The organism is Streptomyces spororaveus (genome assembly GCF_016755875.1).
Lineage (GTDB): Bacteria > Actinomycetota > Actinomycetes > Streptomycetales > Streptomycetaceae > Streptomyces > Streptomyces spororaveus.
Genome location: NZ_BNED01000005.1, coordinates 4,496,266 through 4,511,554, shown reverse-complemented (window position 1 = coordinate 4,511,554; position 15,289 = coordinate 4,496,266). Strand labels below are relative to the sequence as shown.

The following is a 15,289-nucleotide window of genomic DNA, read 5'->3' as shown; positions in this document are numbered from 1 at the left end:
TCAGGCCGCGACGAGGTAGGAGAAGACCGACTCGAGGGACTCGTCGGAGGGCGAGACCGTCAGCAGCCGGATGCCGTGTTCCCGGGCCACGCGGGGCAGCAGCTCGGTGAAGCGGCCGAAGTCGACGGCCTGGATGCGCAGCGCGCCTTCCTTCAGGTCGACCTCGATGCCGGCGGTGGAGGGGTCGGCGATCAGGGCCGCGGCGAGGACCCGGTCGTCGGAGGAGCGGATGAGGTAGCGGTGCGGGCGGTCCGTCATCAGGCGGCGGATCTTGCGGAAGTCGCCGGACGCGGCGTGCCGGCCGGCCACGACCACCTCGATGTGCGAGGCGAGCTGCTCGACCTCCTCCAGGATGTGGGAGGAGAACAGGACGGTGCGCCCCTCGTCGCCCATGCGCCGCAGCAGGTCCATGAGCTGCATGCGCTGACGCGGGTCCATGCCGTTGAACGGCTCGTCGAGGAGCAGTACGGACGGCTCGTGGACGAGGGCCGAGGCCATCTTCACGCGCTGGCGCATGCCCTTGGAGTAGGTGGAGATCTTGCGGTCCTGGGCGTACTCCATCTCGACGGTGGCGAGCGCCCGCTGGGCTGCCGCGTCGTCGAGGCCGTGGAGTTCGGCGTTGGCGACGACGAACTCCCGGCCGGTGAGGAAGTCGTACATGGCCTCGCGCTCGGGTACGACGCCGACCTGCTTGTAGACCTGCTCGTTCTGCCAGATCGGTGCGCCGTCGAGGGTGACGGTGCCCGTGGAGGGGGCGAGGAAGCCGCCCATCATGTTGATGAGCGTGGACTTGCCCGCGCCGTTGGGGCCCAGCAGCCCGGTGACACCCGGGCCGATGCGCATGGTCACGTCGTTGACGGCGACGACGTTCCCGAACCAGCGGGAAGTGTGGTCGATGTCGATGATGGTCACAGCCCGGCCTTCCGGTAGCGGGCCATCAGGGCGGCGTAGGAGCCGACGATGAGGCCGAGGACGACGAGCAGGTAGACGACTCCGACACCGGCCGAGGGGCCCTCGCCGCCGGGGAAGGCGGAGTCCGCGTTCAGGAACGCGGTCTGTACGCCGTCGATGAGGGTGATCGGGGAGAACAGGCCCATCCACTCGATGGCTCCGGTGTTGCCGGTGCTGTAGGCGATGCCCTGGACCGCGGTCACCGCGCCGAAGGGGATCAGCAGCACCGCGATGATGGCGGCGACACCGAACCCGCGGCGCGGGGTGAGGGCCGCCATCACCAGGCCGAGGCCCGAGAAGAGCAGCGACAGCAGCAGAACCGACACGAGTCCCTGCCCGAATCCCTTGATCTGGTGGGAGAAGTCGAACTTCGCCAGCATCGAGCCGATCCACATGATCAGCAGCGGGGTGGCGGTGAGGATGAACAGGGCCGAGGCCATGGCCGCGTACTTGGCCACGACGTAGTCGACGCGCTCGATGGGCCGCGAGAAGTAGAGCGGCACCGTCTTGAAGCGCAGGTCCCGCGAGACGGACTGCGGGGCCTGGGACGCCAAGTAGAGGTAGACGATCACCTGGGTGGTCACGGCGTACGTCGTGTACTTGATCGGCAGGTCGGTGTAGCCGGGCACCGCGATGGCGACCGCGACGATGATCAGCGCGGGCACGCACATCACCGCGAAGAGGATCATCGGGAGGACCTTGGACTTGGCGGAGCGGCCGAGTCCGTAGGCGCCGCGCAGGGACTGCGAGAACAGTGACGTGCGGGCGTAGGCGCGGCCGAGCCGGGGTCCGTCGTAGGACCGGTAGCCGATGTTGTGGATCTGGGTCGAGGTGTCAGGCGCCATCGGAACCGGCTCCCTTCTGCTGGACGGTGGGCGAGGGCTGGTCGTTGTCGCGGAAGACCTCCGCGATGTGGTGACGGCGCTGCTCCATGCGGACCAGGCCGATGCCCAGGTCGGCGACGGTGTCGCGGACGGTGTCGTACGTCTCCTCGCCGGTCGCCTCGACGAGGAGGATGTGGCCAGCTCCGGGCAGGCCCTGCTCCTCGCCCGCGTGCAGGGTGACGCCGGCCTCGGTGAGCGCCTTGCGCAGGGCGGCGGTGCCGTCCGGGTGGGTGTCGGAGTCGGTGACCTCGACCGCGAGGGTCGTGGTGATCTGGGTGAAGTCGCTGGTGGAGCTGGAGCGCAGCAGCTTGCCGCCGTCGACGACGACCACGTGGTCGCAGGTCCGCTCCAGCTCGCCGAGGAGGTGAGAGGTGACCAGGACGGAGATGCCGAAGTCGGTGTGGATCCGGCGGATCAGGCCGAGCATCTCGTCGCGGCCGACCGGGTCCAGACCGTTGGTCGGCTCGTCGAGGAGCACCAGCTGGGGGTCGTGGACGAGGGCCTGGGCGAGCTTGACGCGCTGCTTCATGCCGGTGGAGTAGCCGCCGATGGGACGGTAGCGCTCCTCGTACAGTCCGACGTGGCGCAGGGTGTCGGCGGTGCGCTCGCGGGCCGCGGTCGGCGGCAGCCCGGACATGCGCGCCATGTGGACGACGAACTCGGTGGCCGAGACGTCGGGCGGCAGGCAGTCGTGCTCGGGCATGTAGCCGACGCGTTCACGGATGGCGCTGCCATGCGTGCGGACGTCGAGGCCGAGCACGGCGGCGCTGCCCTCGGTGGCGGGGGACAGTCCCAGCAGAATTTTGATCAGCGTGGACTTGCCGGCTCCGTTGGCACCAACGAGGCCGGTCACACCAGGCCCGATGTCCAGGGAGAGCCGGTCGAGGGCGGTCACTCGGGGGTACCGCTTGCTCAGGCTTTCGGTCGCGATGACAGTCACGGGTTCGACGTTAGTGGCGCGTCTCGCGCGAGACGTCAGACCTGGAGCTGGATCCCGTCTCAGCCTTCAGGCGTACATACCCGTACTGGAGGCTGATGCGGACCCGACAAGTTTGTCCACAGGTACGTGCACGACTCTTGACGTGATCTCCAGTCATTGTCACATTCATCAGTGTCAACTTACGGGCGCGTACGGCTACACGGATGGACGGGCTGAGATGGCTGGGGACACCAAGCAACGCACCGCGCGACTCTCCGGGCGACGCTCCGCCGAACTGAGCGGCTTCAGAGAGGTGCAGCGCCTCTCCTACGAGTGCGCCGAGGCCGTCGCGGCCCAGCTGCGGCCCGGGGTGACCGAGCGCGAGGCCGCGCGGATGCAGCGCGAGTGGCTGCGGGAGCGCGGGGTGCGGGACTGGTTCCACCTGCCCTTCGCCTGGTTCGGGGACCGCACCGCCTTCGCGAACTTCAGGATCCCGCTGCAGTTCTTCCCGACCAACCGGAAGCTGGAGCCGGGGATGCCGTTCATCCTCGACATGGCACCGGTCTACAAGGGCTACGCGGCCGACATCGGCTACTCGGGCGGCCTCGGGCTCAATCCGGTGCAGGACCGGCTCATGTCCGACCTCCAGGCGCACCGCGAGCTGATCCTGGAGCAGGTGCGCGAGCGGCGCTCCCTGCGCGAGATCTACGAGAACGTCGAACGGCTGATGACCCGGCAGGGGTACGCCAACCGGCACCGGGCCTATCCCTTCGGCGTGATCGCGCACAAGATCGACCGGGTGAAGGAGCGACGCTGGTCGCCGACCGCCTTCGGATTCGGCACCCAGTCCCTCAAGGGACTGGTCAGCGACGCCCTGCACGGGCACCGCGAGGGCTGGTCCCCGCTGTGGAGCCCGTACCACTTCTCCGACCATCCGCCGCAGCCCGGCCTGTGGGCGGTGGAACCGCACCTCGGATTCCGGGGCACCGGCGCGAAGTTCGAGGAGATCCTGGTCGTCACCGACTCCCGGGACCCCGAGGAGAGCGCGTTCTGGCTGGACGACGATCTGCCGCACGTGCGGCGCTGGGCCGAGGAGAAGGCAGCATGAGCGACATGGGCGGAGCGGAAGCGGTGGGTCTGGCGGGTGCGCGCGAGCGCCGGGTGAGCACCGGTGGGATCGAGCTGTGCGTGGTCGAGCTCGGCGAGACGGGCCGGCCGACGGTACTGCTGGTGCACGGCTACCCGGACAGCAAGGAGGTCTGGTCGGAGGTCGCCGAGCGGCTCGCGACCCGCTTCCACGTGGTGCTCTACGACGTACGCGGCCACGGACGCTCCACCGCGCCGCAGCCGCTGCGCGGCGGCTTCACCCTGGAGAAGCTGACCGACGACTTCCTGGCGGTGGCGGACGCGGTCAGCCCGGACCGGCCCGTCCACCTGGTCGGCCACGACTGGGGCTCCGTACAGGGCTGGGAGTTCGCCACGGTCGCCCGCACCGAGGGCAGGATCGCCTCCTTCACCTCGCTGTCGGGGCCCTCCCTCGACCACTTCGGCCACTGGATCAAGAAGCGGATGACGCGGCCCACCCCGCGGGGTGCGGCACAACTCCTCGGCCAGGGCGCCAAGTCCTGGTACGTCTACATGCTGCACACCCCGGTGCTGCCGGAGCTCGCCTGGCGCGGACCGCTCGGCAAGCGGTGGCCCGCGATGCTCCAGCGCATCGAGAAGGTGCCGGCCGGCTCCTATCCGACGGCCTCACTGCCTTCGGACGCGGCGCACGGCGCCTGGCTCTACCGCGACAACGTACGGCCGCGACTGCGCCGGCCGCGCCCCGACGCGTACGCCCACGTGCCCGTACAGCTGATCACCCCGACCGGGGACGCCTTCCTGTCGGAGCGGCTCTACGACGGTCTGGAGCGCTGGGCCCCGGACCTGCTGCGGCGGACCCTGCCCGCCAAGCACTGGGTGCCGCGGACCCGGCCCGACCAGTTGGCCGCCTGGATCACGGAGTTCGTCACCGACCGGGAGGAGCCCGCGACGAGGGCACCGGAGCAGAAGGCCCCGGGCAGGTACGCCGACCGCTTCGCGGGCCAGCTGGTCCTGGTCACCGGCGCGGCCAGCGGCATCGGCCGGGCCACCGCCTTCGCCTTCGCCGAGGCCGGGGCCCGGGTGGTCGCCGTGGACCGCGACGCGGAAGGCGCGGCGCGCACGGCCGGCATGGCCCGTCTCGTCGGCGCCGCCGAGGCCTGGGCGGAGTGCGTGGACGTCAGTGACGAGCAGGCGATGGAGAAGCTCGCGGCGAAGGTCGCCGCCGAGTACGGAGTGGTCGACGTCCTGGTCAACAATGCCGGGATCGGCCTGTCCGGCGCCTTCCTCGACACCAGCGCCGAGGACTGGAAGAAGGTCCTGGACGTCAACCTCTGGGGCGTCATCCACGGCTGCCGGATCTTCGGGAAGCAGATGGCCGAGCGCGGCCAGGGCGGGCACATCGTCAACACCGCCTCCGCCGCCGCCTACCTGCCGTCCAGGACCCTGCCCGCCTACAGCACCTCGAAGGCCGCGGTGCTGATGCTGTCGGAGTGCCTGCGCGCGGAACTGGCCTCGAAGTCGATCGGCGTCTCCGCGATCTGCCCGGGCATCGTCAACACCAACATCACCGCCACCTCGCGCTTCGCCGGGGTGGACGAGGCCGAGGAGAAGCGCCGCCAGGAACGCTCCTCGCGGCTGTACGGGCTGCGCAACTTCCCGCCGGAGAAGGTGGCCGACGCGATCCTGCGCGCGGTGGTGCGCAACGAGGCCGTCGTACCCGTGACCCCGGAGTCCAAGGGCGCCCTGTGGATGTCCCGCTTCGCCCCGCGCGCGCTGCGGCGCATCGCGAGGATGGAACCGAAGCTGTGAGCGGGACCGCGGACCCGATCGGCCCGTATCCGATCGGCCCGCGCCGGGTGGCGTTCGACTGGAAGACCACCCCGCTGCACTGGATACCGGGCGAGCCCACCGCCACCCACGTCATCAACGTGCTGCACCTGCTGCTGCCCGCCGGGGAGCGGTGGTTCGTGCGGGTCCTCAAGGAGGGCCTGCCCCTGGTCACCGACCCCGAGCTGCGCAGTGACGTCAAGGGGTTCATGGGCCAGGAGGCCACGCACAGCGTGCAGCACTCCTACGTCCTGGACCACCTCGCCGAGCAGCGCCTGCCGACCCAGGCGTACACCCGGCACGTGGACTTCCTCTTCGAGAAACTGCTGGGGGAGGCCCCGCCGTTCGGGGCGCCCGTCACGGCGCGGGAGTGGCTGCGCTTCCGGCTGGCCGTGGTCGCCGCGATCGAGCAGTTCACGGCGGTCCTCGGCGACTGGGTGCTGCGCGCCGAGGGGCTCGACCGGGCCGGGGCGGACGCGATCATGCTGGACCTGCTGCGCTGGCACGGCGCGGAGGAGGTGGAGCACCGCTCCGTCGCCTTCGACATGTACCAGCACTGCGGGGGAGCGGCTCTGCCCCGCTACGCGCGGCGCGTCGAAGGGATGGTCGTGGTCGCGCCCGTGCTGGCGTGGCTGTGGATGTGGGGGGCCTCGTACCTCATACGCAACGACCCGGAACTGGGCGGCCGGCTGCGCTACTCGCTCGGCGCGCACAACCGCGCGGTGGCCAAGGGCCTGCTGCCCCCGTGGAGAGAGCTCGGCATGGCCATACCCCGCTACTTCCGGCGGTCGTACCATCCCTCGCAGGAGGGCTCGCTGCGCAGGGCGGTCGAGTACCTTGCGGCCTCACCTGCCGCCCGGACCGCGGCGGGCGCGGTCGGCCGAGCCGCGATGTCGTAGGGAGCCGGGATTGTCCGATCAGGCGGTAGCCGAATACCGGATCGAGGATCTGGCACACCACAGCGGGGCGACGGTGCGCACGATCCGGGCGTACCAGGACCGCGGCCTGCTGCCGAAACCGGAGCGGCGGGGCCGTTCCAACGTCTACCGGGACACGCATCTGGCTCGGCTGCGCCAGATCGCCGACCTGCTGGACCGCGGCTACACCCTGGCCTCCATCAAGGAACTGCTGGAGGCCTGGGACGCGGGACGCGGCCTGGGCGGCGTACTCGGGCTGGTCGCCGAGGTGCACGGGCCGTGGACCGACGAGGAGGCGGCCCGCATCAGCCGGGAGGAGCTGAACGAGCGGTTCGGCGGCCGGCCGGACGACGACGCCGTGGACGAGGCGTGCGAGCTCGGGGTCCTGGAGCGGATCCCGGGGCGCCCGGACCAGTTCCTGGTGCCGTCCCCGCAGGAGCTGGCGGTGGCCGCCGAGCTGTACGCGGCCGGGGTGCCGCTGTCGGCGATCACCGGGCACCTGCGGGAACTGCGGGGACAGGTGGAGCACATCGCCTCGCGGTTCCTGGAGTTCACCACCGAGCACGTCTTCGCGCGCTACCTCGGGCAGGTGCCGCCCACCGACGCGGACGCGGCGGAGGCCGCGACGATGGTGCGGCGGCTGCGGCCGCTGGCCCAGCAGACCGTGGACGCGGAGCTGGCGCGGGCGATGCGCCTGTTCGCGACCCGGCACCTCCAGCGGCACCTGGGGTCGGCCGGCGCACCGGGGCCGACGGGGCCCTCGCCGGTGGCGCTGCCGGCCGAAACAGTACAGGCGGTGCAGGAGCTGGTGGGCGCCGACCATGTGGCGGAGTTCGTACGGGCCGCGACGGAGCGGGAGCTCCAGGCCCGGACGATGAACGATCTGGCGCGCAGGGGCGAGCGGGCCTAGCAGGACATCCGGTCGCGGCACCGGGCCCGGTCATGCCCGACCGGGTCCGGGTCCTCGGATTCCACAGGTTCCACAGGTTCCACAGGGCGGATCACGCGTTTGCCGTCAAAACCCGCCCAAACGGCTGTGGACAAGTCCCCTTCTCCTGTGGGCAACCGAGACGGCGTCTCACCCTACGGTCTCGTACGCCGCTGTGGCGGGACTCGTTCCGTCCACCGGCGCCGGCTCCGCGCTCCGGGCGGACCTGAACCGGGACCCGGTCCGCGCCCCGGTCCCGGAGCCCGTCCCCGGTCCGTAGAGAAGGGCGGCCAGGGCCAGCCCGAGGATCCCGCCGACCAGCTGGGCGCCGACGAATCCGGGCAGCGACTGCGGCGCTATGCCGGTGAAGGAGTCGCTGAAACTGCGCCCTATGGTGCCCGCCGGATTGGCGAAGGAGCCGGAGGAGGTGAACCAGATCGCGGCCGCGATGTACGCGGCGACCGCCGCCGGGATGAGCCTGGGGCGCCCGGTCCGGCCGAGGCCCTGGATCAGGAGGACGAGGCCTGCAGTGGCGACCACCTCGCCGATGAGCAGGTGACCGCCGTCGCGCACCTGGGTGGCGAGGGTGCCCGGGGTCCGGCCGAACATGACGTCCGCGACGAGGGCGCCGCCGATGGCCCCGGCGCTCTGGGCAACGGCGTAGACGAGCGCCTCGCGGCCGCCCAGACCGTCGCCGCCGGTCCGCCGGGACCACCAGGAGGTGAGGGTGACCACCGGGTTGAGGTGGGCGCCGGACAGCGGGCCGAAGATCGTGATGATCAGCCCGAGGCCGATGGCCGAGGCGAACGAGTTGGCGATGAGGGCGACACCGGTGTCGCGGCTGAGCTCGGCGGCCTTGAGCCCGGAGCCGATCACGACCACGAGCAGGCCGGCGGTACCGATCAGCTCAGCAGCGGCGCGGCGTGACAGTGAGGGTTGGGCTGTCATGGTTTCTCCCCCTGAACAGAAGTGGCAGCGGAAAATATATTCCGCATCTTGGAAGAGCGATAGAGGGTGTCCACCACCTGTCACCATCGGCCGCCCCCGGAAAATCCCTGCCCCGGGCCCGCTCGACCGGGCACGCTGGGGCCATGGATGAAAGACGCACCGTGAAGGTGTCGAAGTACGTCTCGAAACACCTGCGACACCAGCCGGAACGGATCGGACTGGTGCTCGATCCCCACGGCTGGGTGGAGATCGACGACCTGCTGCGCGCGGCCGCCGCGCACGGCTTCCACGTCAGCCGGGCCGAGCTCGACCATGTCGTCGCCGCCAACGACAAGCAGCGGTTCGCCGTCGACGGCACCCGGATCCGGGCCAGCCAGGGACACACCGTCGCCGTGGACCTGGACCTTCCGGAGGCCGAACCGCCCGCGTACCTCTACCACGGCACTGTCGCCGCGGCCCTGGAGCCGATCCGCGCCGAGGGCCTGCGCCCGATGGCCCGCCACCACGTGCACCTGTCCCCGGACCGGGAGACCGCCACCCGGGTCGGCGCGCGGCGCGGCCGGCCCGTCGTGCTCAGCGTGGACGCCGGGGCGATGCGAGCGGCCGGGCACGTCTTCCGGATCAGCGCCAACGGGGTGTGGCTGGTGGACGCCGTACCGCCGCAGTTCCTGCGCTTTCCGTAGCACCGGGCCGGGCGTCCGGGGCCGCGCGCCCGGCAGGCATCCCGCGGCAGGCGTCCCGGCAGGCATATGGGCAGCCGGCAGCGCAGCCATCCGGGGCGCCGGAATTCACACGGAGATTGTCCGACCATCCCCCTAATCTGTGAACCACTCCGGGATCTGTGAGGGGGGGACCTCGCGATCACCGAACCATCCCCGTACGCACGCGAGGTGACGCCCCATGACGTCCACGTCCCCGTCAACGCCCCCGTCCGCGCCCCCGTCGACACCCCACAGCTTCCAGGTCGATCTGCGCGGCCTGGTGGACCTCCTCTCCCACCACCTCTACTCCAGCCCGCGCGTCTACGTCCGCGAACTCCTGCAGAACGCGGTGGACGCGATCACCGCGCGCCACGCCCTGGACCCGGCGGCGGAGGTCCGCATCCGGCTCTCGGCGTCCGGCGGCCGGGTGAGCATCGAGGACAGCGGCATCGGCCTGACCGCCGCCGAGGCCCACTCCCTCCTCGCCACCATCGGCCGCAGCTCGAAGCGTGGCGACGACGGCGCCGACCTCAACGAGCACGGCCTGGAGGCGACCCGCCAGGAGTTCCTCGGCCAGTTCGGCATCGGCCTGCTCGCGTGCTTCGTCGTGGCCCGCCAGATCCGCGTCGTCACCCGCTCCGCCCGCGACCCCGAGGCCGCGCCCGTCGAATGGCTGGCCACGGACGACGGCTCGTACACCGTCCGCGAACTGCCCCACGAGGAAAGGCCCGAACCCGGTACCACCGTCGTCCTGGAGGCCCGCCCGGGCGCCGCGGAATGGGCCGTCCCGGCCAAGGTCGAGGAACTGGCCCGCGACTACGGTTCCCTGCTGCCGTACGACATCACCTTCGACGACGGCGAGGGCGGCGAGCCGCGCCCCGTCACCGACCGGCCCGCCGTGTGGGACCGGCCCCACCCCACCCCGGCCGCCCGTCGCGTCGCCCTCGCCGGGCACTGTGCGCAGCTCTTCGGTTTCACCCCGCTCGACAGCATCGACCTCGATCTGCCGGTCGCCGGCGTACGCGGAGTCGCGTACGTCCTGCCCGAACCGACCAGCCCCGCCCACCGGGCCGGACACCGCGTCCACCTCAAGGGCATGCTGCTGACCGACCGGGCCGACAACCTGCTGCCCGACTGGGCGTTCTTCGTCCGCGCCGTCCTCGACACGGACACCCTGCGGCCCACCGCCTCCCGCGAGAACCTGTACGACGACGAGACCCTCGCCGCCGTACGGGAGGCCCTCGGCGCCCGCGTCCGCGGCTGGCTCGCCGAGCTCGCGGCGAGCGATCCGGACCGCCTGTCGGCCTTCCTCCAGGTCCACCACCTCGGCGTGAAGTCCATGGCCCGGCACGACCCCGAGCTGCTCGGGCTGATGCTGCCGTGGCTGCCGTTCGAGACCAGCGACGGCTCGATGAGCCTCCAGGAGTTCGCGGCCGCCCACACGGACATCCACTTCACCCGCACCGTCGAGGAGTTCCGGCAGATCGCACCGATCGCCGCGGCCCACGGGCTCGGCGTCATCAACGCCGGATACACCTACGACGCGGACCTGCTCGCCCTGCTGCCCGCCGTACGCCCGGAGCTCAAGGTCACCGAGCTCGACGCCGGGGCGGTCACCGAACGGCTGGACCCGGTGCCGACCGCCGCCGAACTCTCGCTCGCCCCCTTCCTGGCCACCGCCCGCACCCGCCTGGAGGCCCAGGGCTGCGACGTGGTGCTGCGCGCCTTCCAGCCCGTCGCCGTGCCCGCGCTGTACCTCGACGACCGCCAGGCCCGCCAGGAGCGCGACCGCACCGCCGCGCTGGAGAGCGCCGACTCCCTGTGGAGCGGCATCCTCGGCGCGCTGCGCGGCTCCGCGCCGCGCGCCCGCCTGGTCCTCAACCACAACAACCCGCTCGTCCGCCGGATCGCCGCGCTGCCCGACGAGGCACTGACCGGCACCGCCGTCGAATCGCTCTACGGGCAGGCCCTGCTGATGTCCCAGCGCCCGCTGCGCCCCGCCGACTCCACCCTGCTCAACCGGGCCTTCCTCGGACTCCTGGAATGGGCGACCCACTCCACCGGCGCCCGCGACACCCAGGAGGACCAGAAGTGACGACGCTGACGCGCGAGGAGATCGTGCGGGGCCTGGCGGAGAACCGCGAATCGCCGAACGGCGCCGCGCGCAACGCGCACGCCGAGGCCCTGGCCGGCGCGGCCGAGACGAGCGGTGACCAGGCCCTCTTCCGCGAGGCACTGGACAACCTGATCAACGCCTACCTCTACAGCTCCGAGTCGTCCAGGATGCTGGTCCCCTTCGCCCGGCTGCTCCAGGAGTACGACAAGGACCCGGGAGCCTTCTCCCACTGGGAGGCGCACTCGCTGTTCTGGCAGTTCAAGTGGGTGGCCACGGCCATCTCCGACTCCCCCGGAGTCCCGCTGGAGTCGGCCACCGGCTGGCTGGAGGAGATGGAACGCCGCTACCGGATCGCGGGCTACAGCGAACGGCCCGTGCGCGAGGCCGAGCTGTGGCTCGCCGACGCGATCGGCCAGGACGAGCGCGCCGAGCGGGCCTTCCGGCGCTGGCTGGCCGCCGAGCGCGACGACATGAGCGACTGCCTGGCCTGCGAACTCAACGGCCAGGGCCAGTACGCCGTCCTCAACGGCGACGACGCCGAAGCCCTGGACCTGTGGAAGCCGGTGCTCGACGGTGACCTGACCTGCGCCGAGGAGCCCCACCGGCTGCTCGCCACCTCGCTGCTCCCGCTGCTGCGGCTCGGCCGGACCGACGAGGCGCGCTCCCACCACCTGCGCGGCTACCGCCTGGCCCGCGGCAACGAGAGCCTGCTGCCCTCGGTCGGCAAGCACATCGAGTTCTGCGCGCTCACCGGCAACGAATCGCGTGGCCTGGAGATCCTGGCCGAACACGCCGCCCATGTGGCTCCGCTCGCCAACCTCGACGACCGGCTTGCCTTCCACAGCGGCATCCTCGTGCTGCTGCGCCGCCTGCGGGAACTGGGGCACGGGCGGACCCCGGCCGTGCCCTACGAGGGAAGCCCTCGAACGGTCGACGAGCTGTACGAGGTGCTGTACGCGGGCTGCCTGGACATCGCCCGGCAGTTCGACGCGCGTAACGGCACGACCCGGGTCTCGGACCGTTTCCACGCGCAGGTGGACCGGGAACCGCTGACGGCCGGGCTCCCGCTGGGGGTGCGCAGTACGGCACTGCCGCAGGCTCCCCCGGCCGCTTCCCTCCCCGCCGCCGCCCCCGGCGGGCCGGGGCCTGCCTTGACGGCCGACGCCTTCACCGAGCTGGTGGAGCGGGCCCGCAGCGCCCGCGACCTGGGCCATCCGGGTACGGACGCACTGTGGGCAGAGGTGGCGGTACGCGTGGACGCGCGGCCGGAGGTCGATCCGCTGGTCCGCGCCGACCTCGCGGACCACCAGGCCCTCGCCGCCGGACGGCGCGGCGCCGAGGAGGCGCCGGAGCTGCTGGGCGCGGTCCGGGACGGCTACCGGGCGCTCGGCCTCGCCGAGCGTGCGGCGCTCGCGGAGCTGCGTCTGGCCAGTGTGGCGGCGCAGTCCGGAGCCGCGCCCGCGGAGGTCCGGGCACTGCTGGCCGTCGCCCTGCGGTCCGCCGGGGCACTGGACGCCGCCGAGCCCCTGCGGGCCCGGCGCATCGCGCTCGCGGAACTGTCGGCGATCCGGATGGAGTCGTACCTGCGCTCGGTGGAGACGCCCGACGCGGACGACCACCACGACCACCACACCGAGCTGGCCGCCGAGCTGACCGACTTCATCGCCACTCATGAGGGCGGTCCGGCGGACCTGGTGGCGGAGGCCGAGGAAATGCTGGGCCGGGTGGCCCTGGCACAGGGTGACCCGGATCGGGCCGTGCCTCTGCTCGCGGCGTCCGCCGCGCGGGCGGCCCGGTCGGGCCGCCCGTGGCAGGCCGTGGACCCGCTGGTGCTGCGGGCCGGGGTACTGATGACGCTGGAGCGTCCCGAGGAGGCGGAGGACGCGGCGCGCTCCGCGCTGGAGCACGCCGCCGAGGTGACCGATGCCGAGACTCAGGGCGTCGTACGGCTCACCCTCGCGGACATCCTGCTGCGGCGGGGCGACGCGGCCGCGGAGAGCGCGGAGCACGCGCTGGCCGGAGCCCACTGGTTCGACCAGGCCGGGCTCACCGCCGACGGCGGTGCGCACGCGCGGCTGCTGCTGGCCCGGGCGTACGCGGCGGACGGCCGGAGCGCCGAGGCGGCGGAGGTCCTGCAGTCAGCGCTGGCGGACCTGCTGGAGCACGGCGATCAGCAGGCGGTGTCCGCCCGGGAGTTCCTGGGCGACCTGCTGCGCCGGCTGAACGAGCCCCGTCCGGCGGCGGAGCAGTACCTGCTGGCCGCGGAGGTCACCCGGGGCTGGGAGGATCCGCGTCCGCAGGCGGGTCTCGCCCACTCGGCCGCCGATACCCTGAGCGACGCGAACCTGGCCGTGGAGGCGGCAGCCGCCTACGAGCGGGCCCTGGAGCTGCACCGGCTGACGGGAGAGGTCCCGGTGGCCGAGGTGCGGATCCTGCGTTCCCTGGCCTGGCTGGGCCTGCGTGAGGAGGTCACCGCCACGGCGGTGACGGGGGCCCGGAAGCGGATGGAGGAGGCCGCCGAGGTGCTGGAGGCGGCCCTGGCCGCCGATCCCGGAGCCCCTGAGCTGCGGTCCGAACTCGCCCAGACCTGGCACCAGCTGGCGCAGGTGCTCGACCGGTACGTCAACACGAACGAGCAGTCCTACGAGGACGACGACGAGGACCGGGAGGACCGGGAGGACGACGCGGACCGGGGCCAGGACCTCGCCGGTGCGGGGTCCGATCCGGCGGCCCGGCTGAGCCCCGCGGAGGTCGACGTGCTGCGGGTGGAGGAGATCGAGCTGTGGGACCGGGCCGCCCGGGTCTACGCCGAGCTCGGCCCCGACCATCTGCGGGACCGGTTCCAGTGCCTGAACAACGCGGCCTGGACCGAGCAGGAGCGGGGCGACGCGGACGCGGGCGCCGCGCGCGTCTCCGCACTGATCGACGAGGCCCGGGCGCTGCCCGAGAGCGACGTGCCGGACTGGCTCCTGCCGTCCGCGGAGCGCCTGCTCGCCCAGCTGAACGACAAGGACACCTAGACCGTCGGTGTCCCGGTCGTCGCCGCCCGCGCCCGCGAGCGGCGACGACCGGCCGGTCAGCTGTCGAGCTGGGCCAGGGCCTCGGTGGCGATCTTCTCGAACACGGCCTCGTCGGCGGCGAACTCGGAGTCCGGGATAGGGGCGTGGATGACCACCTCGGTGAACCCGAGATCGCGGTGCCGACCGGCGAAGTCGACGAACGCGTCCAGGGACTGCAGCACGGTGTTGGCCTCCGGCGTGAAGCCGGTCAGGAGGATCTTCTCCACGGGCTCAAGGTCCCGCCCGATCTCCCCGAAGGCCGCGCCGAGCCGTTCGAGCTGTCCGCGCAGGGCCTCACGCGACTGCTCGGGCGTGCCTTCCTCGAAGAGCTTCGGGTCTCCCGTGGTCACCCAGGCCTGGCCGTGCCGGGCCGCGAGCCGCATGCCGCGCGGCCCGTTCGCGGCGACCGCGAACGGCAGCCGCGGCCGCTGCACACAGCCGGGGATGTTGCGGGCCTCCTCGGCCGAGTAGAAGGTCCCTTCGTGACTCACCGAGCCCTCGGTCAGCAACTGGTCGAGCAGCGGCACGAACTCGGCGAACCGGTCGGCGCGCTCGCGCGGGGACCACGGCTCCTGGCCCAGCGCGGTCGCGTCGAAGCCGTTGCCGCCCGCGCCGATGCCCAGGGTGATGCGCCCGCCGGAGATGTCGTCCAGGCTCATCAGGTCCTTGGCGAGGGTCACCGGGTGCCGGAAGTTCGGCGAGGTGACGAGCGTGCCCAGGCGCAGCCGCTCGGTGGCGGTGGCCGCCGCGGTCAAAGTGGGCACGGCACCGAACCACGGGCCGTCGCGGAACGTCCGCCAGGACAGGTGGTCGTAGGTGTAGGCGGTGTGGAATCCGAGCTGCTCGGCCCGGAGCCACTGATCGCGTCCCCCCTCGTGCCATCGACGTACCGGAAGGATCACCGTGCTCAGACGCAGACTCATGCTTCGAGCCTACGGCGAGCCGATGTTTCA

Annotated in this window: 12 protein-coding genes; 7 read left to right on the top strand and 5 right to left on the bottom strand. The window is 72.1% G+C overall.

Translation table 11 applies throughout. The annotated features are described in order from the left end of the window. From Sspor_RS22630 to Sspor_RS22620, 3 genes are read right to left on the bottom strand one after another with little or no spacing between them, the layout of a single operon-like run. Nucleotides 1-912 (bottom strand): ABC transporter ATP-binding protein, encoded by a 912-nt coding sequence (locus tag Sspor_RS22630; RefSeq protein WP_202200769.1) that lies wholly within the window; start codon nt 910-912, stop codon nt 1-3. Beyond that, nucleotides 909-1,796, bottom strand: coding sequence for an ABC transporter permease (locus tag Sspor_RS22625; RefSeq protein ID WP_202200768.1), 888 nt, complete (start codon nt 1,794-1,796; stop codon nt 909-911). Before Sspor_RS22625 ends, Sspor_RS22630 begins: the two co-directional genes overlap by 4 nt. Further along, a complete protein-coding gene (locus Sspor_RS22620; RefSeq protein WP_202200767.1) occupies nt 1,786-2,775 on the bottom strand; it encodes an ABC transporter ATP-binding protein in 990 nt (329 codons plus the stop codon). The genes Sspor_RS22625 and Sspor_RS22620 overlap by 11 nt, the downstream gene beginning before the upstream one ends. Nucleotides 2,776-2,992: 217 nt before the next feature. Here Sspor_RS22620 and Sspor_RS22615 point away from each other — a divergent pair, with 217 nt between their 5' ends. Genes Sspor_RS22615 through Sspor_RS22600 form a run of 4 tightly spaced genes read left to right on the top strand, consistent with a single transcriptional unit; the run spans nt 2,993 to nt 7,494 of the window. Beyond that, nucleotides 2,993-3,862 (top strand): M24 family metallopeptidase, encoded by an 870-nt coding sequence (locus tag Sspor_RS22615; protein ID WP_202200766.1) that lies wholly within the window; start codon nt 2,993-2,995, stop codon nt 3,860-3,862. Continuing rightward, nucleotides 3,859-5,649, top strand: a complete 1,791-nt coding sequence (locus Sspor_RS22610; protein WP_237403978.1) for an SDR family oxidoreductase — start codon at nt 3,859-3,861, stop codon at nt 5,647-5,649. Before Sspor_RS22615 ends, Sspor_RS22610 begins: the two co-directional genes overlap by 4 nt. Further along, on the top strand, nt 5,646-6,566 hold the full coding sequence (locus Sspor_RS22605) for a metal-dependent hydrolase (RefSeq protein ID WP_202200765.1): 921 nt from the start codon (nt 5,646-5,648) through the stop codon (nt 6,564-6,566). The genes Sspor_RS22610 and Sspor_RS22605 overlap by 4 nt, the downstream gene beginning before the upstream one ends. A gap of 10 nt (nt 6,567-6,576) precedes the next feature. Then, nucleotides 6,577-7,494 (top strand): MerR family transcriptional regulator, encoded by a 918-nt coding sequence (locus tag Sspor_RS22600; RefSeq protein WP_202200764.1) that lies wholly within the window; start codon nt 6,577-6,579, stop codon nt 7,492-7,494. A gap of 168 nt (nt 7,495-7,662) precedes the next feature. On the opposite strand, the gene Sspor_RS22595 is transcribed toward Sspor_RS22600, so the two are convergent. Next, the gene (locus tag Sspor_RS22595) at nt 7,663-8,460 is read right to left on the bottom strand and encodes an aquaporin (RefSeq protein WP_202200763.1); all 798 of its coding nucleotides are present in this window, start codon (nt 8,458-8,460) and stop codon (nt 7,663-7,665) included. A 143-nt stretch (nt 8,461-8,603) separates the two neighbouring features. On the opposite strand from Sspor_RS22595, the gene Sspor_RS22590 reads away from it, so the two are divergent. The 3 genes from Sspor_RS22590 to Sspor_RS22580 all read left to right on the top strand — a co-directional run bounded on the left by Sspor_RS22590 (nt 8,604) and on the right by Sspor_RS22580 (nt 14,297). After that, nucleotides 8,604-9,143 (top strand): RNA 2'-phosphotransferase, encoded by a 540-nt coding sequence (locus tag Sspor_RS22590; RefSeq protein ID WP_202200762.1) that lies wholly within the window; start codon nt 8,604-8,606, stop codon nt 9,141-9,143. Nucleotides 9,144-9,360: 217 nt separating this feature from the next. Continuing rightward, a complete protein-coding gene (locus Sspor_RS22585; protein ID WP_202200761.1) occupies nt 9,361-11,256 on the top strand; it encodes an HSP90 family protein in 1,896 nt (631 codons plus the stop codon). Then, nucleotides 11,253-14,297: a tetratricopeptide repeat protein gene (locus Sspor_RS22580; RefSeq protein ID WP_202200760.1), complete on the top strand. Its 3,045-nt coding sequence runs from the start codon at nt 11,253-11,255 to the stop codon at nt 14,295-14,297. The genes Sspor_RS22585 and Sspor_RS22580 overlap by 4 nt, the downstream gene beginning before the upstream one ends. A 56-nt stretch (nt 14,298-14,353) precedes the next feature. Here the strand turns inward: Sspor_RS22580 and Sspor_RS22575 are convergent, their stop codons facing one another. Beyond that, entirely contained in the window at nt 14,354-15,259 is a 906-nt protein-coding gene (locus Sspor_RS22575; protein WP_202200759.1) for an LLM class flavin-dependent oxidoreductase, read from the bottom strand. Nucleotides 15,260-15,289: the final 30 nt, after the last annotated feature.

Coding starts and splice junctions, on each gene's coding strand:
- Sspor_RS22615 (WP_202200766.1), top strand. CDS start 2,993: ATGGCTGGGGACACCAAGCAACGCACCGCGCGACTCTCCGGGCGACGC.
- Sspor_RS22590 (WP_202200762.1), top strand. CDS start 8,604: ATGGATGAAAGACGCACCGTGAAGGTGTCGAAGTACGTCTCGAAACAC.
- Sspor_RS22625 (WP_202200768.1), bottom strand. CDS start 1,796: ATGGCGCCTGACACCTCGACCCAGATCCACAACATCGGCTACCGGTCC.
- Sspor_RS22610 (WP_237403978.1), top strand. CDS start 3,859: ATGAGCGACATGGGCGGAGCGGAAGCGGTGGGTCTGGCGGGTGCGCGC.
- Sspor_RS22575 (WP_202200759.1), bottom strand. CDS start 15,259: ATGAGTCTGCGTCTGAGCACGGTGATCCTTCCGGTACGTCGATGGCAC.
- Sspor_RS22585 (WP_202200761.1), top strand. CDS start 9,361: ATGACGTCCACGTCCCCGTCAACGCCCCCGTCCGCGCCCCCGTCGACA.
- Sspor_RS22595 (WP_202200763.1), bottom strand. CDS start 8,460: ATGACAGCCCAACCCTCACTGTCACGCCGCGCCGCTGCTGAGCTGATC.